This window comes from Candidatus Effluviviaceae Genus I sp. (assembly GCA_016867725.1).
Classification (GTDB): domain Bacteria; phylum Joyebacterota; class Joyebacteria; order Joyebacterales; family Joyebacteraceae; genus VGIX01.
On sequence record VGIX01000021.1, the window covers coordinates 14,828 to 32,497 of the forward strand.

18 protein-coding genes are annotated in these 17,670 nt (G+C 68.0%); 1 reads left to right on the top strand and 17 read right to left on the bottom strand.

Going from position 1 to position 17,670, the window contains the following annotated elements:
• Positions 1-5: 5 nt before the first annotated feature.
• The 10 genes from pilO to FJY74_06155 form a co-directional block, all read right to left on the bottom strand.
• Positions 6-662, bottom strand: coding sequence for a type 4a pilus biogenesis protein PilO (gene pilO / locus FJY74_06110; GenBank protein ID MBM3307880.1), 657 nt, complete (start codon positions 660-662; stop codon positions 6-8).
• A gap of 79 nt (positions 663-741) precedes the next feature.
• On the bottom strand, positions 742-1,371 hold the full coding sequence (locus FJY74_06115) for a PilN domain-containing protein (GenBank protein ID MBM3307881.1): 630 nt from the start codon (positions 1,369-1,371) through the stop codon (positions 742-744).
• Positions 1,372-1,383: 12 nt separating this feature from the next.
• Entirely contained in the window at positions 1,384-2,406 is a 1,023-nt protein-coding gene (pilM, locus tag FJY74_06120; GenBank protein MBM3307882.1) for a type IV pilus assembly protein PilM, read from the bottom strand.
• Positions 2,407-2,466: 60 nt separating this feature from the next.
• Complete coding sequence (locus FJY74_06125) at positions 2,467-2,898, bottom strand: prepilin-type N-terminal cleavage/methylation domain-containing protein (GenBank protein ID MBM3307883.1); 432 nt, start codon at positions 2,896-2,898, stop codon at positions 2,467-2,469.
• 147 nt (positions 2,899-3,045) lie between these two features.
• Positions 3,046-3,474, bottom strand: coding sequence for a prepilin-type N-terminal cleavage/methylation domain-containing protein (locus tag FJY74_06130; GenBank protein MBM3307884.1), 429 nt, complete (start codon positions 3,472-3,474; stop codon positions 3,046-3,048).
• 51 nt (positions 3,475-3,525) lie between these two features.
• On the bottom strand, positions 3,526-4,731 hold the full coding sequence (locus FJY74_06135) for a type II secretion system F family protein (GenBank protein MBM3307885.1): 1,206 nt from the start codon (positions 4,729-4,731) through the stop codon (positions 3,526-3,528).
• Positions 4,732-4,755: 24 nt separating this feature from the next.
• Positions 4,756-5,865 carry a PilT/PilU family type 4a pilus ATPase gene (locus tag FJY74_06140; GenBank protein ID MBM3307886.1) on the bottom strand — a complete coding sequence of 370 codons (1,110 nt, stop codon included), beginning with the start codon at positions 5,863-5,865 and terminating at the stop codon, positions 4,756-4,758.
• Positions 5,866-5,897: 32 nt separating this feature from the next.
• Entirely contained in the window at positions 5,898-7,439 is a 1,542-nt protein-coding gene (locus FJY74_06145) for a type II/IV secretion system protein (GenBank protein MBM3307887.1), read from the bottom strand.
• Positions 7,440-7,574: 135 nt separating this feature from the next.
• Positions 7,575-8,705, bottom strand: a complete 1,131-nt coding sequence (locus tag FJY74_06150) for a response regulator (GenBank protein MBM3307888.1) — start codon at positions 8,703-8,705, stop codon at positions 7,575-7,577.
• A gap of 232 nt (positions 8,706-8,937) precedes the next feature.
• Positions 8,938-9,264, bottom strand: coding sequence for a hypothetical protein (locus FJY74_06155; protein MBM3307889.1), 327 nt, complete (start codon positions 9,262-9,264; stop codon positions 8,938-8,940).
• Positions 9,265-9,417: 153 nt separating this feature from the next.
• Here FJY74_06155 and FJY74_06160 point away from each other — a divergent pair, with 153 nt between their 5' ends.
• The gene (locus tag FJY74_06160) at positions 9,418-10,386 is read left to right on the top strand and encodes an NAD-dependent epimerase/dehydratase family protein (GenBank protein MBM3307890.1); all 969 of its coding nucleotides are present in this window, start codon (positions 9,418-9,420) and stop codon (positions 10,384-10,386) included.
• A gap of 2 nt (positions 10,387-10,388) precedes the next feature.
• Here FJY74_06160 and kbl read toward each other — a convergent pair whose 3' ends face one another.
• From kbl to FJY74_06195, 7 genes are all read right to left on the bottom strand, one after another.
• Positions 10,389-11,636 carry a glycine C-acetyltransferase gene (gene kbl / locus FJY74_06165; GenBank protein MBM3307891.1) on the bottom strand — a complete coding sequence of 416 codons (1,248 nt, stop codon included), beginning with the start codon at positions 11,634-11,636 and terminating at the stop codon, positions 10,389-10,391.
• 10 nt (positions 11,637-11,646) lie between these two features.
• A complete protein-coding gene (locus FJY74_06170) occupies positions 11,647-11,898 on the bottom strand; it encodes an acyl carrier protein (GenBank protein MBM3307892.1) in 252 nt (83 codons plus the stop codon).
• Between the two features lie 33 nt (positions 11,899-11,931).
• Positions 11,932-13,677: an AMP-binding protein gene (locus FJY74_06175; GenBank protein ID MBM3307893.1), complete on the bottom strand. Its 1,746-nt coding sequence runs from the start codon at positions 13,675-13,677 to the stop codon at positions 11,932-11,934.
• A gap of 93 nt (positions 13,678-13,770) precedes the next feature.
• Positions 13,771-14,139, bottom strand: coding sequence for a 4'-phosphopantetheinyl transferase superfamily protein (locus tag FJY74_06180; protein MBM3307894.1), 369 nt, complete (start codon positions 14,137-14,139; stop codon positions 13,771-13,773).
• Between the two features lie 175 nt (positions 14,140-14,314).
• Positions 14,315-15,238 carry a VCBS repeat-containing protein gene (locus tag FJY74_06185; GenBank protein ID MBM3307895.1) on the bottom strand — a complete coding sequence of 308 codons (924 nt, stop codon included), beginning with the start codon at positions 15,236-15,238 and terminating at the stop codon, positions 14,315-14,317.
• Positions 15,239-15,443: 205 nt separating this feature from the next.
• Positions 15,444-16,214: a lamin tail domain-containing protein gene (locus FJY74_06190; protein ID MBM3307896.1), complete on the bottom strand. Its 771-nt coding sequence runs from the start codon at positions 16,212-16,214 to the stop codon at positions 15,444-15,446.
• A gap of 201 nt (positions 16,215-16,415) precedes the next feature.
• Positions 16,416-17,654, bottom strand: coding sequence for an 8-oxoguanine deaminase (locus FJY74_06195; protein ID MBM3307897.1), 1,239 nt, complete (start codon positions 17,652-17,654; stop codon positions 16,416-16,418).
• Positions 17,655-17,670: the final 16 nt, after the last annotated feature.

Consider the following 17,670-nt stretch of genomic DNA (forward strand, 5'->3'; position numbering starts at 1 on the left):
CTTCGCTAGTCCACCCACGCCGCGACGCCGATCCGCAGCCGCACGTCGCACTGCCCCGATCCGCCCTCGCGGGCCGTCACCTCGACGTCGCTCACGCTCGGGCACCGCGGCGAAGCGGCGAGCAGGCTCAGGAAGCGGCCCACGTCGTGGTATGTCCCTCGGAGGTCGATCTCCACCGGATACTCCATGATCCTCTTCGAGATCTCCCTCGGCTGCAGGAGCCCCGGTTCGCCGGTCATCCGCAGTCCCGCCTCCTGCGCGAGGTCCTCGAACTCGGCCACGACGGTCATCCGCTGGTCGCCGCGCATGAGGCCGTCCTTGAAGCGCGACACCGCCGCCGCCGACTCCCTCACGACCAGGAAGTCCTGGATGACGCCCTTCTTCTCCACGAGCGTGTTCAGGCGCGACCAGACCGGCTTGAGGACGAGGAAGTAGGAGAGGTTGATCGCGACAATGTACGTCAGGGCCGCAACGGCCACCGTCCTCCACATCGAGCGTCCCGCCCGCGAGTGAGGACGGAACGCGGCGCACAGCGTCCGCAGGACGCGGCCCTTCGGGCCGCCCGTCCCTGCGGGCGCGGCAGCGCCGGCGGTCTTCTCCCCAGGCGACGCCGTCTCGTGCGTCGCCCCCCCGACGTCGTGCGTGGCGTGCTGGAGTGCCATCCGTCCCCTGTGGACAGGTCCTTCTGTCCATCCGTCCGACCGCCCGCCGCTCCAAGCCGGCGCGCGGCGACCGAACTCCTCAACGCTTGAAGTCGCCCGTGACCTCGAAGCCCACGACGCTCGAACCGCCCGCACGCTCGATCCCCTTCTCCGCGGACTTCACGTTGGTCAGGCGGTCCTTGAACGCCGGGTCGGCCTCGAGCTGCATGGTGAACTCGCTGATCATCGTCGAACCGCGCCCCGCCTGGCTGGCCACGGCGTACCCCCTGATCACGATGCCGCCCGCCTTGGCCTCGCCCTTGCCCCGCTTCTTCGCGCCGTCTGACTGCTGCGCCGCCGTCGTGACGCGCACGCTCTCCAGCCAGACACCCTCGGGAAGACAGCGGACGATGCCCTCCCACAGCACCGACACCGCCGGGCGCTTGTCGAGCAACCCCTCGATCTCCCGAAGGTCCGGTCGGACGCGGCTCAGCATCGTCGAGAGCTCGTCGCGGGTCGGCGTGCCGGGATAGAGCGCCGCGAGGTTGTCCTGAAGTCCGTCGATCTCGCTTGCGTACACGTCGATCATCCTGAAGTTGACGAACGAGAAGCAGGCGACGCCCAGGAACGTCAGCACGTACACGAGGACGGAGAAGGAGACCACGGAGAAGATCACCTTCTTCTGCCGCTCGGGTACGATGCGCTTTCTGATCAGGTTGACGTCGTACATTCCACCGCCCCGTCAGCTCACGTCGTTCTTGGCCGCCAGCGCCGCCGCGAGCGAGGCGAACGGCGCAAGCTCGTTCACGGCCGTCCGGTCGAACCGGTGCTCGTCGATCCGGACGCGCTCGAGCGCGTTCCAGTGACGCACCGTCGTGCCGGTCTCCTCCGCGATGGCCTCGGCAAGCCCCGGAAGCTGCGAGCACCCGCCGCAGAGGAAGATCGCGTCAACCTGCGTGCCGTGGTCCCTGGTCTGGTAGTACGCGAGCGATCTCGAGATCTCGCCGGCAAGCTGTTTCGTCACGCCCTCGATGGCGTAGATGACCATGGGGTTCCTCGCGGACTCCACGACCTTCGCGCGCTCCGCCTCCGCGAACGACACGCCGAGCGCCTGCGCCACGGCCTGCGTGTACGCGTTTCCCGCGACGTCGATGTCGCGCACGACCGGCAGCGTCCCCGCCCGCGCGATCCCGATGCTCGAGGTCGTCGCGCCGACGTCGAGGACGGCGACCGTCTCCGGGACGCCGGGCTCGGAGAGCGCGGCGTCCAGAAGCGCCAGAGCGTCCACGGTGACGCGGCGCGGCTCGAGCCCGCACCCCTTGAGCAGCCTGAGCCGCTCGTCAACCTGGGCCCGCGTCGCGGCCACGAAGACCACGTCGGTCCTCCCCGCCGCCTCGGAGGCTGCCGATCGCACGATCGAGTAGTCGACGTAGGCGTCCTTGATGTCGAACGGGATGACCTGGCTTCCCTCGTACCAGACGGCGCCGTCGAGCTCGTTCGGAGCGAGCTTCGGGAACTGGAACCCGCGCACCGCCACGTGCTGACCGCTGACGGCCGTCGCGACGCGCTTGGTGGACACGCCGGCCGTCTCGAGGACGCTCTCCACGGCCTCCGCGTAGCACGGGCCCGCTCCGCGGTCCTCGACGACGGCCATCGCGATGCTCCGGAGCTCAAGCCCTCCGGACGCGTGACCCAGCTCGATCAGCTTGACCGACCTCGAGCCCACGTCGAGGCCGAGGATGTTCCTGAATTCACAGTTGCGCAAACGAACCGCTCCCCCTGCCCCGCCGGAGGACGGGCGAACCGGTGCGCCGCTCGCGGGTCGTTACTCCGCGAGCAGGTCGCCGTCCTGGTTGATCGTCCTCACGATGCGGGCGGCCTCGGCCGCGTACGGCGCAACGCTGTGGTCGCCGTCGCACTTGATCGTGTACGTGTTCGCCCCCGGCGCCCCGTCGAAGGTGTAGCACTCGGCGCTGAACCACCTTCCAAGAAGATCGCTGTCGGTGACCCCGAGAACCCCGCCCACGGTCACGAGCGCTCCGTCCGTGAAGGACGCGTGCTCGTAGGTTCCGTGCTCGGCGTAGTGCGCCCGCATCGCCTTCCTCGCGAGGCCGAGCCCCGACATGGCCTCCGTGGCGCGCGACCGCTCCGGCACGATCTGATACATGGGGATGGCCACCGCCGCCAGGATGCCGACGACCATCACGACGATCAGGAGCTCGACGAGCGTGAAGCCTCTGTTGCTGCGTCTGTGCATGTCCGTCACCTCGCCCTACCCCACCAATGCCGCGCGCCTTCTCGCGAAGGCGCCCCTCGGAAGCGACAGCGGTGCTGGCCTCGGCACTCCTCCTCCCGCCGTACGGCGGGGGTGACGCTCATGCGCCACCCCCGCGCGCATGGCCGGCTAGCCATTCGTGATGTCGCCGTCTTCGTTGATCGTACGAACGATGTCCGCGACCTCAGCAGCGTTCGTCGCCGTGCTGTTGGCGCCGTCGCACTCGATCGTGAACGCGTTGGCAGTCGCGTCGCCATCGAACGTGTAGCACTCGGTGCTGAAATAGCGGCCCAACAGGTCGTTGTCACTGACGTCCAGGACACCGCCGTTGGTCACCTGATCGCCGTCCGTGAAGTTCGCGTTCACGTACGTGCCGTGCTCCGCGAAGTAGACGCGCATGGCGCCCCGGATCGTGCCGAGGGCGGCCACCGCCTCCGACGCCTTGGCGCGCTCGGTGGCACCCTGATACATCGGGATAGCCACGGCGGCCAGGATACCCACGATGATGACGACGATCATGAGCTCGACGAGGGTGAAGCCCCTCTGATTCCTGCGCAGCATTGTTCTCACCTCCTTCCCTGCTCTCGTTGAAGGCCCTGTCTTGACCCCTTACTGAATCCCTGTTGCCATCTGGAAGATGGGCAGGTAGATAGCCAGGACGACCACGGTCACGATCCCGCCCAGGCCCACGATCAGCGCGGGCTCGATCATCGAGGTGAGTCCGGCTATCGCAGCATCGACCTCCCTCGTGTAGAAGTCCGAGATCTTGTCCAACATCTGCGGGAGACTCCCGGACCCTTCTCCCGCGGCCACCATGCTCACGACCATCTTCGGGAAGACCGGCGATTCGGCGAGCTTCTCGGAGATGGTCGCGCCGTTGATCACGCCGACCATGACGTTGTCGATGGCCTCCTTGACGACCAGGTTGCCCGAGGTCTGCCCGACGATCTCGAGCGCGGAGACGACGGGGACGCCGTTCTGCATGAGCGTCCCGAGCGTGCGGCTGAACCGCGCGACCGACGCCTTGAGGACGAGCTTGCCCATGACCGGGGCCCTGATCATGAGCTCGTCGATCTTGTGTCTCCCAGCGGGCGTGCCCTTCCAGCGCCAGAACAGGTAGGCGCCGATCGCCAGGAGGAGGAACTCCCACAGCAGGTTGTTGCCGATGAACCTCGACGTCCCGATGAGGAACTTGGTGATCGGCGGCAGGTCCAGCGCGAAGTCCGAGAAGATCTTCTCGAACTGCGGGATGAGGAACAGCATGATGCCCGCCACCGCGATGACGAAGAAGCCCGCGATGAACGCCGGGTACGCCGACGCCGCCTTGATCTTGTTGGCCAGAGCGTCCCGCGCCTCGAGGTAGTCGCCGAGCCGCGCGAGCACGCTCGGAAGCGCGCCCGACTCCTCGCCGGCCTTGACCATCGCCGTGAAGAGGACCGAGAACACCCTCGGGTGCTTGGCGAGCGCCTGGGAGAGCGTCGAGCCCGCCTCGATGTCGGTGCCGACCTCCTTGAGGACCGCCGCGAGCGTGGCGCTGTCGATCTGCTCGCGGATGTTGTCGATCGAGGTGAGCACGGGGAGACCGGCCTCGAGCATGGCCGAGAGCTGCCGGCAGAGGATGGCCAGGTGCTTGATCTTGACCGAGCCGCCCCGGCGGGTCTTGGCCTTGGCGGTCGACACCGCGGGCGCCACGGAGATGACGACGAGGCCCTCCTTGCGGAGCACCGAAACGAGGCTCATCTCGGAGTCGGCCGGACGGACGCCGCTTACGGTCCGCCCGTTCAGCGACTTGGCCGTGTACGCAAACTCAGGCATCGCGCTCCTCTTCAGTCGAAGACGCTACATGGCCCGCCGCGCGGAGTGCGCGGCCGGATGAGGCGTCAGGTCGAGCCTTCCGAGGTCTCTGAGGATCCCCTTCACGTCGTTCGAGGAGCCTACCGCCACCTCGGGGGTGATCCTCTTCTTCCTCACCAGTCGCACGAGCGTCGAGTTCAGGCTATGCATGCCTTCCTTCGAACCCGTCTCGATCGCCGAACGGAGCTGCTGGAGGTTGTTCTCCCGGATGAGGTTCCGGACGGCCGGCGTCGCCACCATGAGCTCCGTGGCCAGAACGCGGCCCGTGCCGCACGCATCGGGCAGCAGCTGCTGCACCAGGACGCCCTCGAGGCAGAGCGAGATCTGCGTCCGCACGCCCTGCTGCTCGTGCGGCGGGAAGATGTCGAGGATGCGGCTGATGGCCTGCGGCGCTTCGCTCGTGTGGACCGTCGTGAGAACCAGATGGCCCGTCTCCGCGAGCGTGAGCGCGGTCCGGACGGTCTCGAGGTCGCGGATCTCGCCGATGCAGATCACGTCGGGGTCCTGCCGGAGAACCTGCCGCACCGCGTCCGCGAACGAGACGGTGTCACGCCCGATCTCGCGCTGGTTGATGATGGAGCACTTGTGGCGGTGCAGGTACTCGATCGGGTCCTCCACCGAGACGATGTGCACGCATTGCATGGCGTTGATGTGGCTGATCATGGACGCGAGCGTCGTCGACTTGCCCGAGCCCGTCGGGCCGCTCACGAGGACCAGGCCGGAAAGCCGCTCGCAGAACTCCTTCATGATCGGCGGCACGCCCAGCTCCTCCATCGTGGGGATCTCCCACGGGAGATGCCGGACCGCCGAAGCCACCGTGCCTCTCTGGTAGAACACGTTGAGCCTGAAGCGCCCCAGGCCCTCGACGCTGAACGACGTGTCGAGCCCTCGCTCCGCCTCCAGCCGCGCGATGCGCTTCTCGTCGAGCATCGCGAACGAGAGCTCGCGGCTCTTCTCGGGGCTCAGGACGGGCCTGTCGGTCGCCAGCAGCGTGCCGTCGATCCTGACCTGGGGCGGCACGCCCGGCGTGAGGTGCAGGTCCGACGCCCTGCGCTCCACCGTCTCCTTGAGCAGTTCCAGTATCTCCGGCGACATACCCGTTCCCCCACTCGTCCGATCAGGACTGCTTAGGACGCGTCCATGGCCACGGCCAGGACCTCATCGATCGTGGTGAGGCCCTCCCGCACCTTCTCCATGCCGTTCGCGATGAGCGACTTCATGCCGTCGGCGATCGCCCGATCGCGTATCGCCGATCCAACGACTCCCGTGAGGATGAGGTCCTTGATCGTCCGGGTCATGGGGAAGAGCTCGTAGACCGCCATCCGCCCCTTGTACCCCGTGTGCGAGCACTCGCGGCATCCCTCACCCTCGTAGAACGTCGCGTCTCCCGCGTCAGGCAGGAACTGGCGGAACCTCGCGACCGCCGCGTCGTCGAGCTCGACGGGCCGCTTGCAGTTGCCGCAGATCCTCCGCACGAGACGCTGCGCGATGACCAGATTGAGCGACGAGCAGATGAGATAGGGCTCGATGCCCATGTTCAGGAGCCGGTCCACCGTCGACGTGGCGTCGTTGGTGTGCAGCGTGCTGAAGACCAGGTGGCCGGTCTGCGCGGCCTTGATGGCGATAGACGCCGTCTCGAAGTCGCGGACCTCGCCCACCAGGATCACGTCGGGGTCCTGACGCAGGAACGACCGCAGCGCCGCCGCGAAGTCGAGGCCGATCTCCGGTCTCGCCCTCACCTGGTTCACGCCGGCGAGCTCGTACTCGACCGGGTCCTCCACCGTCATGATGTTCTTGCCGGGCGAGTTGATCTGGGACAGCGCCGAGTACAGGGTGGTCGTCTTGCCGCTTCCGGTCGGGCCCGTGAGCAACACCATGCCGTGCGGGCGGTGGATGCACTCCTGGATCAGCGCGAGCGACGCGTCGTCGAACCCGAGGTCCTCGAGGTTCGTCTTGAGGTTGCACTTGTCCAGGAGCCTCATGACGACCTTCTCGCCGTAGATCGTCGGGATGATCGACACGCGGATGTCCACGACGCGGTGCATCACCTTGACGCGGCAGCTCCCGTCCTGCGGGAGCCTGCGCTCGGCGATGTTCAGGCCCGAGAGGATCTTGATCCTCGAGGTGATCGCCCACTGCATCCGCTTCGGCGGCGGGAGGATCTCGCGCAGCACGCCGTCCACGCGGAGCCGCACCGCGATGTCCTTCTCCCGCGGCTCGATGTGGATGTCGCTCGCCCCCTCCTCGATCGCCTGGAGCAGGATCAGGTTCACGAGCCTGATGACGGGGGCGTCGTTCGGCTCGATCGAGAGCTGCTCCGTGTCCCCGTCGGTCTGCGTAGAGGCCTGGACCTCAACGTCGACGATGTTCTGGATGCTCTTCTCGATGTCGAGGACCTCGCCGTAGTACTTCTCGATCGCGGCGAGGATCTGCTCGGGATCGGCGGCCGCCGGGCGGATTTCGTAGCCGGTGTTGGCGGCGACGGTGTCCGTCGCGATGACGTCGAGCGGGTCCTCCATCGCCACGAGCAGCGCGTCGTTCTCCTGCGCCACCGCGACCAGGTGGAACCGCCGCGCCATCTCGCGCGGGATCAGTCGGACGATGTGAGGGTCGATCTCGAGCCTGGCGATCTCAAGCCGGGCCCCGGGATCGGTCACGATGCCACCCACGGTCTCCGCCCTTTGCCTTTCACCCGCTCCGGGCCATGTCCCCCTGCGGGTCAGTGCCGTGACTACTGCAAGGCTCATGCCAGCGGGCGGGTGATGCGAAGAGGGGTCTAACGCTTTGTACGGTAATAAGTTGTGTCAATCGGACGATCTGGCAGGAACCGGCCGTGCGGCCATCGAAACGGAAGGCTTCGCATCCTGCAAGAAAAGCGTAGAGACCCCGCCCTCGGCCCCGCGTGCCGCGCTCCGGGCGCACCCGTGGGAGCTGCAGAAGGCGCGGACGATCACCGGGTCGAACTGCGTGCCGGCCCCCGCCTCGACGATGTCCAGGGTCTCCACGTCGGAGAGCGCCTCGCGGTATGGCCGCCGCGACGTCAGCGCGTCGTACGTGTCGGCCACGGCGAGGATGCGCGCCCCGAGCGGGATCGCGGCCCCGCGGAGACCGTCCGGGTAGCCCGTGCCGTCGAACCGCTCGTGGTGGTGGCGCACGACCTGGATCACGTCGCGAAGCTCGTCGATCGGACCGAGGATCCGCTCGGCCAGGACGGGATGCTGCTGCACGATCTCCCACTCCCCGGCGTCGAGCTTGCCCTGCTTGTTGAGCACGCTCTCCTTGATCCCGATCTTGCCGATGTCGTGAAGGAACCCCGCGATCCAGATGTTCTCGACGTCCGTCTGCGGGAGCTTGAGGTACTGCGCGATGCTCACCGCTTCCTCCGCGACGCGCTCCGAGTGGCCCTGCGTGTACTCGTCCTTCGCCTCCAGCGCGTGCGCCAGCGCCTTGATGCTGCTGATGAAGAGGCGTCTGAGGCCATCGTTCGCTTCGTTCAGCTGGCTCGTGCGGTCCTCGACCATCGACTCCAAATTCAGCTGGTACTCCCGGTTCTCGCGGACGAGCCGGCGCTTCTCAACAGCGCGGTCCACCGTGAGCGAGAGCTTCGCGAGATTGAGGGGCTTGGCGAGATGGTCGTAGGCCCCGAGGCGCATCGCCTCCACGGCGCAGTCCACGTCGGGAGATCCCGTGATCATGATCACGGCGACCTCCTGGTCCGTGAGCCGCACGCGGCGAAGGAGCTCAACGCCGTTCATCCCGGGGAGGTTGACGTCGGAGAGCAGGCAGTCGTAGCTCACCTGCGTGATGCGGGCCAGCGCCGTCTCCGCGTCGGACGCGAGGTCGCATGCGTAGCCGTCGGCCGAGAGCTTCCGGGACACGACGTCCCGGATGCACTGCTCGTCATCGATGATGAGAACACGTCCCTTCGGCTCCAACGCGGTCCTCCCCACTGGGCGCCGTGCGCGCGAAGAGCCGCGAGCCCGGTTCACCCACTCCGTGGGCGACCAAGCAAGTTCCGTTCCAGTGAGTGAAGATAGAAGCGATGAGGGGTCAGCGCCGGACGGCTATGAGGTTTGCAAAGGGACCTGCGGGTTTACTGCACAGTCGTTCTCGGAGGCGCATCTGCGCCGGCCGCGAGGCGACCGCGCACGGCAACGGCCGCCGCCGCTACCCGGCCAGCTCGGAGAGCTCGATCTCGCGCCAGTCGCCTGCGGCCCGGTCCCAGACGGACAACGTCACGGTGTCGGAGGTCTCGGTGTCGGAGTAGACGTATTCGACCGATGCCGCGCTCCCGACGCGCTTCGTGTAGTGCGCTCTCCTGTCGAGGACGACCGGCCGCACCGCCCGCTCGAGCTTCATCCGCCCGCCGGCCCCGTCGAACACGACCGTCTCCACCGTCAGCCGGCGGTCGTCGAACCGGTCGACCCGATGCTCGACGAACCCGAACTGCGACTCGATCTTGTCCAGCAGGCTCTCCCACTTGTTCTGGTGCATGGCGCCCTCCTGGGCACTCGGCCGCGCCGGGGATTCTACCACACGAGTGCGCGTGGCCGCCCGGGCGCAAATCTGATATCGTCGACCGCCGGGTTGTGAACCCATACCAACGAGCCCGCGACGGGGCAGGGGGAAAGTGTGACCGCGAAGCCCATCAGACGCATTCTCGTGACCGGCTCGGAGGGCCAGATCGGCACCGAGCTCACGACCGCGCTCAGGAAGCGCTACGGCGCGCCGAACGTCGTCGCGAGCGACGTCAAGACGGACGCGGCGAGGCTGGCGACGCACGACGGTCCCTTCGAGACATGCGACGTCACCGACGCTGCGGCCCTCCGCGCGGTCTGCGTGAAGCACCGCGTGGACGCGATCGTGCACATGGCGGCCGTCCTCTCGGCGACGGGCGAGAAGGACCCGCTCCGGGCGTGGCGCGTGAACATGACCGGGCTCTTCAACGCGCTCGAGCTCGCGCGCGAGCTGAAGTTGAGCCAGGTCCTCTGCCCGAGCTCGATCGCCGTGTTCGGCGACGGGTGCCCGAGAGTGAACACGCCGCAGGAGACGGTCCTTCGGCCGGTGACGATGTACGGTGTGACGAAGGTGGCGGGTGAGCTTCTCTGCGACTACTACGTCAAGCGGTACGGCGTGGACGCGCGCGGGCTCCGGTACCCCGGCATCATCTCGTCCGAGGCGCTCCCGGGCGGGGGCACGACGGACTACGCGGTCGAGATCTTCTACAAGGCCGTCGAGGGCGAGCCCTACACGTGCTTCCTCAAGGAGAGCACGCGCCTCCCGATGATGTACATGCCCGACTGCCTCAAGGCGACGATGGACCTCATGGAGGCCGACTTCGGAAGGCTCCGGCACCACGGGGACTTCAACGTGGGCTCGATGAGCTTCTCCGCGGGCGAGCTGGCCGCCGAGATCGCAAGGCGCGTTCCCGGCTTCCGGGTCGAGTATCGGCCCGACGAGCGCCAGGCCATCGCCGACTCGTGGCCCGAGTCCGTCGACGACTCCGCCGCGCGCGCCGAGTGGGGCTGGGAACCGTCCTTCGACCTCCCGTCCATGACGAAGGACATGCTCGAGAGGCTCTCGGTCCGGCACACGGCGGGGAGGCTGTACGGGTAGCCCTACATCCCGTACTGCGCGATGATGCCGTCCTTGTCGAGCCCGATGATCCCGTACTTCTCCCCCACCTTCCGGAACGCCGCGACGCACCGGTCGATCTGGTCGTCCGTGTGCGCGGCGGAGAGCTGCACGCGGATCCTCGCCGCGCCGGCCGGCACGACCGGGAAGAAGAACCCGACCACGTAGATGCCCTCGGCGTACATGTCGCGCGCCATGTCGTTCGCGAGCTTCGCGTTGTAGAGCATCACGGGGACGATGGGCGTCTCGCCCGGCCGGACGAAGAGCCCGGCCGCGGTGATTTTCTCGCGGAACCGCTTCGTGTTCGCCTCGAGGCGGTCGCGCCGCTCGGTGGACTTCGAGATGAGGTCGATGACCTTGATCGAGGCCTTCACGATGGACGGCGCGAGCGCGTTCGAGAACAGGAACGGCCGCGCCTTCTGGTGGCACAGCTCGACGATCTCCCGCTTGCCCGACACGCAGCCGCCGGACGCCCCGCCGAGCGCCTTGCCGAACGTGGTCGTGATGATGTCCACCCTGTCCATCACGCCGAAGTGCTCGTGCACGCCGCGCCCGGTCTTCCCGATGAACCCCGAGGCGTGCGAGTCGTCCACGAGGACCATCGCGTCGTGCTGCTCCGCGAGCGCGCAGATCTCGTCCATCGGTGCGAGGTCGCCGTCCATCGAGAACACGCCGTCCGTGACGATCATCCTCGTGCGCTTGTCCCTGTGGAGCTCGAGCTTCTCCTTGAGGTGCTTCATGTTCATGTGCTTGTACGTGTCGTACTCGGCCGAGCACAGGCGGATGCCGTCCACGAGCGACGCGTGAATGAGGCGGTCGGCGATGATGACGTCCTCCTGCCCGAGAACCGCCTCGAACACCCCTGCGTTGGCGTCCATGCACGACGGGAAGAGGATCGTGTCCTCCATGCCGAGGAACGTCGACATCCTGTCCTGCAGCTCGCGGTGGATGTCCTGCGTGCCGCAGATGAACCGCACGGAGCTCATCCCGTAGCCGCGCGCGTCGAGCCCCTCGTGGGCGGCCTTCACGACCTCCGGGTGGCTCGAGAGCCCGAGGTAGTTGTTGGAGCAGAAGTTCAGCACGTGCTTCCGCGGAGCGCCCTCGGGATACTCCACGTCGATCTCTGCGTCCTGGGGCGAGCAGATGTACCGCTTCTCCTTGAAGAGCCCCTTCTCCTTGATCGAGGTGATCTCGCCGGCGAAGAGCGACCGGGTCCTCTCCGAATACGCCATGTCCGCCCCCCTACTTCGCGAGGTGCTTCTCGACCAGCGCGACGATCGAGTTCACGGTGTCGAACGCCTCGGGCGAGGCCTCCTCGTCCGGGAGCCGGATGCCGTACTTCTTCTCGAGGAAGACCTTGAGCGACACCATCGAGAAGCTGTCCACGATGCCCGACGAGATGAGCGGCGTGTCGTAGGTCACCGACCCACCGTCGTCATCGTCCACGTACTCGTTGATCACGTACTCGAGGACCGTGTCCCTCATGTCCGCCATGTCCAGCTCCTTCCTCGGTCCGCGCGGCGCGCGTCAGTCGTTCTCCAGCGTCGAAAGGTCACCCGGGTCCTCGCCCCACTCGAGCGCCCTGAGGTAGCGCCTGAGGATCTTCCCCGAGCGCGTCTTCGGCAGCTTCTGGACGTAGGCGATCTCCTGGGGCATCGCGAGCGGCGAGAGCCGCTTCCTGATGAAGTTCATGATGTCCAGCGTGAGGTCGTCGGACGCCGCGACGCCGGGGTTCAGCGTCACGAACGCCTTGACGACCTCCATGTTCACCGGGTCGGGCTTGCCGACTGCGGCCGCCTCCGCGACGGCGTCGTGCTCGATGAGGGCGGATTCGACCTCGAACGGGCCCACGAGGTGGCCGCCGGTGTTGATGACGTCGTCGTCGCGGCCCACGAACCAGTAGTACCCCTCGGCGTCCACGCTCGAGCGGTCGCCGGAGACGTACCACAGGCCCGTGTCGGTCCGGAGCGCGTCCGGCTCCGCGTCCCCGGCCGCGCCCGCGAACTTGCTGCGATAGAGGTCGGGGCGCCCGCGGTAGGCGCGGAACATCGAGGGCCACCCGGGCCGGAACGCGATGAGGCCGACGCGCCCCGGCTCCGCGATGGGCTCGTGCGTCTTGAGGTCGAGCACGGCCGCGGTGATGCCCGGGAAGGGCTTCCCCATCGAGCCCGGCTTGATCTTCATGCCCGGGTAGTTCGAGATCATGATGGAGCCGGTCTCGGTCTGCCAGAAGGTGTCGTGGAACGGAAGGCCGTAGGCCTGCTCGCTCCACACCACCGCCTCGGCGTTGAGCGGCTCGCCGACCGACGCGAGATGGCGCAGCGATGAGAGGTCGTGCCGCTTCACGATGTCCGTGCCCTCGCGCATGAGCGAGCGGATGGCGGTCGGCGCCGAGTACCAGACCGTGACGCGGTTGTTCTGGATGAACTGGTACCACCGCGCCGCCGTGAACCCCGAGTCGAGCACGCACTGCGTGACGCCGAGCGCCCACGGGCCGATGATGCCGTAGCTCGTGCCGGTGACCCAGCCCGGGTCCGCCGTGCACCAGTAGACGTCGTCCTCGCGGAGGTCGAGCACCCAGTGCGTCGTGATCGCCTGACCCCAGATCGAGCCGTGCACGTGCTGCGCGCCCTTGGGCTGGCCCGTCGTGCCGGAGGTGTAGTGCAGCACCGACGGGGTCTCCGACTCCGAGCGGAAGGCCTCGAACCGCTCGACGCGAGGGGCGGCCTCGACGTCGAAGAAGACCTCGCCATCCCTGAGCTTCGACGGGTCGCCCTCCACGACGATGACCTGCTCGAGGTCCGGCAGCCGCTCCCGGATGGCGCGGACCTTCTTGACGTGCTTCTGCGTGGTCAGGATCACTCGCGTGCCCGCGCTCGCGAGACGGACCTCGAGGGACTCGTCGCCGAACGCGGAGAAGAGCGGCTGCGCGACGCCGCCCATCTTGAGGACGCCGAGGAACGAGAAGTAGAGGCTCGGGATGCGGTCCATGAAGATGCAGACGCGGTCGCCCGGCGCGACGCCGCGGTCCACGAGGAACTTCGCGAAGCCGTTCGAGTGCGCGCGAAGGTCGTTGAACGTGTAGGTGCGCCGCTTGCCCCCGAAGCCCTCCCAGATGAGCGCGAGCCTCTCGCCTCGGCCCCGCTCGCAGACGCGGTCGGAGCAGATGGCGCCGATGTTGAGGAGCTCGCCGTCGCGCCAGCCGAGGACCTCTCTCGCGATGCTCCAGTCGAAGCCCTTCAGGCGCTCCTCGTAGGACCCGATGTTGCTCAAGGGAACTCCCTTCGTGATGCCCGCTGCCGATGTCGCGGCGGCCCCGGCGGCACCTCCGCGTCCCGGCGGCCCGCGCTCGGCCCCGCCGCCGCGCTACGCCTCGAGCACGACGACCGCGGTCGCCGTCGCGGCCGAGTGCGCGACCGACACCCAGCTTCGCGTGACGCCCTTCGCACGCGCGACGTCGAGCGCTCGGCCCGCGAGCCGCAGGCCGAGCTCGCCCGTCGCCTCCCTCACGACCTCGATGTCGGTCCACGCGACGCCCTGCGAGAGCCCCGCGCCGAGCGCCTTCATGGCCGCTTCCTTCGCCGCGAATCGCGCCGCGTAGCTCTCCCACGGCCGGGCGCGCGACGAGGCGTAGGCCGCCTCGTCAGGCAGGAAGAGCTCCCGGACGAGGGCCTCCGACAGCCGTGTCCGGAACTCGCCGAGGTCCACGATGTCAATGCCGACGCCGACGATCACGGTGCGGCTCCGGGAGTCGCTTCATGACTGATGGGGCTTGGGGATTCTATCCGCTCCTGAACGGTGGGTCAAGCGGGGGCCGGCGGCCGCGCGGTGCGCGAGGCCGGAACCGTGAGCTTGAAGGAGTCGCAGTCGGTGGAGCCCCGGAAGCGGATGTGAGGCGGGGCCGCCCGCGTCAGCGATACAGAGCCTTGATGGTCCCCCATGTCCCGCTGCCGACGGGCGTGATCTGCTCGTTGAGATACAGGTGGACGCCATCCGTCCGTGTGACAATCACGAGATCGGGGTCCCCATCGCAGTCAACGTCGGGGAAGGCAACTCCGTACACGCCGACCGTCGCGGTCGTCACCCCCGTCAGCATCGCGTCATTGCGCACGTAGTTCCACACCTGGGGCGTCCCAACGTTCTCCCAGCACTTCACGCGACTGAAGGGCGACCCCCCTACGATGTCCAGGTCACCGTCCCCGTCGAGGTCCGCGAGCGAGAACGCACCGTTGCCGAACCCGCCTACACCGGGGATCATCACAACCGGCAGCCAGTAGGGAGCCGCCGGCGTTCCGTCGTTCTCGCAGACGCCGACCGCTCCGCATGAGGCCATCACCAGAATGTCAAGGTCACCGTCCCCGTCAATGTCCGCGAGCTGGGCATACGAATAGTGTCCGGCGTATGGGTTCCCAGGAACCGCGCCCCCGTATTGCCACGCCGGCACCTGTGGGGTACCCACGTTCCAGAACACCCGCAGACTGCAGCACTCGTAGCAGCCGTAGATGAGATCGAGATCCCCATCGCCATCAATGTCGCCCAGAGTGCCCGCGCCTCCGTGGCAGCCGAACGGGCGCGCGTCGGGGAACACGTTCGTCTGCAGCTGCCATGCAGGCGGACCGGGACATCCCATGTTCCAGTACAGCCCGCACCATTCGAAGGAGGCAAGGTCATCATCCCCGTCACCATCAAGGTCCCCGGCTGCGATGCACCCCAAGAGCCCCGTAGGCGCCCACTCATGCGCGGGCGTCCAGTACACCACGGACTGCCCCGCCGCCGTCGCCGACCACAGCAGCGACATCGCCGCCATCACGACACCGATCGCAGTTCGTGCCATCGGGATCACCTCCTGTCCTCGTCGCGGTCCCGCAGTGCATCCTCGGTGCGGCGAACCTGCATCACGACGCTGCATCAGGAGCGGCGCCACAGCGCACCCACACCCGGAGCCATGGCCGAAGGGCAGGATGCACAACTACATTGTCCCCCAGACCAGGCCTTGGGCGGCCGGGCGGGCTTCACGGGACCGGAGCCGAGTCCCCCCCTCACCTGAACATCGCTTTGATCACCCCCCAGCCCGCGGACCCGCAGGGCACGGCGCCGCAGACGACCGGGAACTGGACGATGTTCTCCTCGTCCGGCGTCGGGATGCCGCGGAACCAGTCCGCGGCGCTCGACACGTTGCTGTCGAGGCCGCCGGGGCAGCGGCAGATGCAGTTGCCCTGCGGGCATCCCGGCGCGAACGCGGGATCGTTGCAGACGGTCGCGGAGATGGGCACGGGGTCGGGCACGGAGCCCCAGTTCACGCCGTCAACGACGGTCCAGCAGTCGATGGCCGCCGTCGTGTCCTGCCCCGTCGCGATGAGGATCCCATCACCCGCGTTGGCGAGCGCCATGTCCGCGTTCGCGCCCGAGCAGAGCACGATGTTCGGGACGTCCGGGTTGTCGTTGCCGTCGCCCGGATGCCAGAACTCCCAGTCGGCGTTCGAGAGGTCGGGCTCGATGCCGCCCCACACGGCATCCACCGCGATGAGCACGTACTCCCCGGGCGCGATGGGCAGGTTGGTCTCACCGCGCGAGCCCGGGAACCTGAAGACCCCCTCCGGCATCCCGTCCGTCCCCTCGTCGGTGATCACCGCCCCGTCGAGGTACGCCACCCACGACCCCGCGTTGTAGAGCTCGATGTACTCGTTCAACGCGTCCGGACCCATCGGGTAGTAGAAGACCTCGTTGATCACCACGCGGTCCCACACCTCGAGGCATGGGGCCACGACCGGCGTGACCGCCAGCCACGCCGCGCACACCAGCGCTCTCATCGCCGCCTCCTCCGTGGTTGCGTGTCAGGGGATGGGGCGGCGCTGCACTGCACGATCCGGTCCCGAAGCGGCGGCGATGCCGGCGCCGGCGGGAATGCCTACGCTCCGGGCGCTTTCGCCGCGGGCGCCGTGAGAGCCTTGCGAACGGTGTGAACGGAGTGGACGGCCTTCCGGGCGGGGCAACCGCGCGATCGTCTCCACTCAGGCGGGCGGCTCAAGCGGCCACGGCGTCTCGACGCCGGCCGCTCTGAGCATCGCGAGCGAGACGGCGTTCGCCTCGCGCGCGATCTCCCGCTCGTCGCCGAGGACGAGCCTCCCGCGGTCGACCGCGACGACGCCGTTGACCACGGTGTAGTCCACGCGATGGTCGAACCCGGCGTAGACGACGGCGGCGAGCGGATCGGAGAACGCCCCGGCGTACCCGAGGCGCGAGAGGTCAACGAGCACGAGGTCGGCGGCCTTCCCCACCTCGATGGAGCCGATCTCGTCGCGGCCGAGCACGTCCGCCCCACCGCGCGTCGCGAGCCGCAGGGCGTCCTCGGCGGTGAGCGCATCCGGGCCCCAGCGCAGGAGGTGCACCAGGAGGCAGTTCCGCACCTCGCCGAGCATGTCCGACGTGTCGTTGCTCGCGCTTCCGTCCACCGCGAGGCCCACGCGCACGCCCCGCGCGAGCATCTCGGGCACGCGGGCCACGCCCGAAGAGAGCCGCATGTTCGACGTCGCGCAGTGCGCGATGCCGGTTCCCGTCGTGGCAAGCCGATCGAGTTCGGCGTCCTCGAAGTGCACACCGTGCGCGAACCACACGTCGCGCCCGACCCACCCAAGCCTCTCCATCGCAGCGAGCGGCCGCACGCCGTACGTCGCGAGGCAGTACTCCACCTCGTCGAGCGTCTCGGCCAGGTGCGTGTGCAGGAGCACGCCCTTCGCGCGGGCGAGCCTCGCCGTCTCGACCATGAGCTCGTCCGTCACCGAGAACGGCGAGCACGGCGCGAGCGCAAGCCGCACCATCGAGAACCGCCTCGGGTCGTGGAAGCGCTCGATGAGGCCCTCGGAGTCCCTGAGGATCCGGTCTGCGCTCTGCACGACGGAGTCCGGCGGAAGCCCACCCTGCGACCGCCCCCGCGACATGCTCCCCCGCGTCGGATGGAACCGGATGCCGAGGCCCGAGGCGGCCTCGACCTCGACCGCGATGAGGTCCTCCTCGCCCCCGCCCGGGAACACGTACATCTGGTCGCTCGCCATCGTGCACCCGGTGAGCAGGAGTTCCGCGCACGCAAGGCGCGTGCTCGCGCGCACGGCGTCGGCGGTGAGATGCGCCCACACGTCGTAGAGCGTCGTGAGCCAGTCGAAGAGCTTGCGGTTCTGGGCGGCGGGGACGTTCCGCTGGAGCGTCTGGTAGAAGTGGTGGTGGAGGTTCACAAAGCCTGGCAGCATGAGCATCGAGGAGCACTCGATG

What these genes read in the sequence shown, in the direction of transcription:
- FJY74_06170 (MBM3307892.1), bottom strand. Translation starts at nt 11,898, where the DNA reads ATGGCGGACATGAGGGACACGGTCCTCGAGTACGTGATCAACGAGTAC.
- FJY74_06190 (MBM3307896.1), bottom strand. Translation starts at nt 16,214, where the DNA reads ATGAGAGCGCTGGTGTGCGCGGCGTGGCTGGCGGTCACGCCGGTCGTG.
- kbl (MBM3307891.1), bottom strand. Translation starts at nt 11,636, where the DNA reads ATGGCGTATTCGGAGAGGACCCGGTCGCTCTTCGCCGGCGAGATCACC.
- FJY74_06135 (MBM3307885.1), bottom strand. Translation starts at nt 4,731, where the DNA reads ATGCCTGAGTTTGCGTACACGGCCAAGTCGCTGAACGGGCGGACCGTA.
- pilO (MBM3307880.1), bottom strand. Translation starts at nt 662, where the DNA reads ATGGCACTCCAGCACGCCACGCACGACGTCGGGGGGGCGACGCACGAG.
- FJY74_06185 (MBM3307895.1), bottom strand. Translation starts at nt 15,238, where the DNA reads ATGGCACGAACTGCGATCGGTGTCGTGATGGCGGCGATGTCGCTGCTG.
- FJY74_06115 (MBM3307881.1), bottom strand. Translation starts at nt 1,371, where the DNA reads ATGTACGACGTCAACCTGATCAGAAAGCGCATCGTACCCGAGCGGCAG.
- FJY74_06125 (MBM3307883.1), bottom strand. Translation starts at nt 2,898, where the DNA reads ATGCACAGACGCAGCAACAGAGGCTTCACGCTCGTCGAGCTCCTGATC.
- FJY74_06155 (MBM3307889.1), bottom strand. Translation starts at nt 9,264, where the DNA reads ATGCACCAGAACAAGTGGGAGAGCCTGCTGGACAAGATCGAGTCGCAG.
- FJY74_06195 (MBM3307897.1), bottom strand. Translation starts at nt 17,654, where the DNA reads ATGCTCATGCTGCCAGGCTTTGTGAACCTCCACCACCACTTCTACCAG.
- FJY74_06140 (MBM3307886.1), bottom strand. Translation starts at nt 5,865, where the DNA reads ATGTCGCCGGAGATACTGGAACTGCTCAAGGAGACGGTGGAGCGCAGG.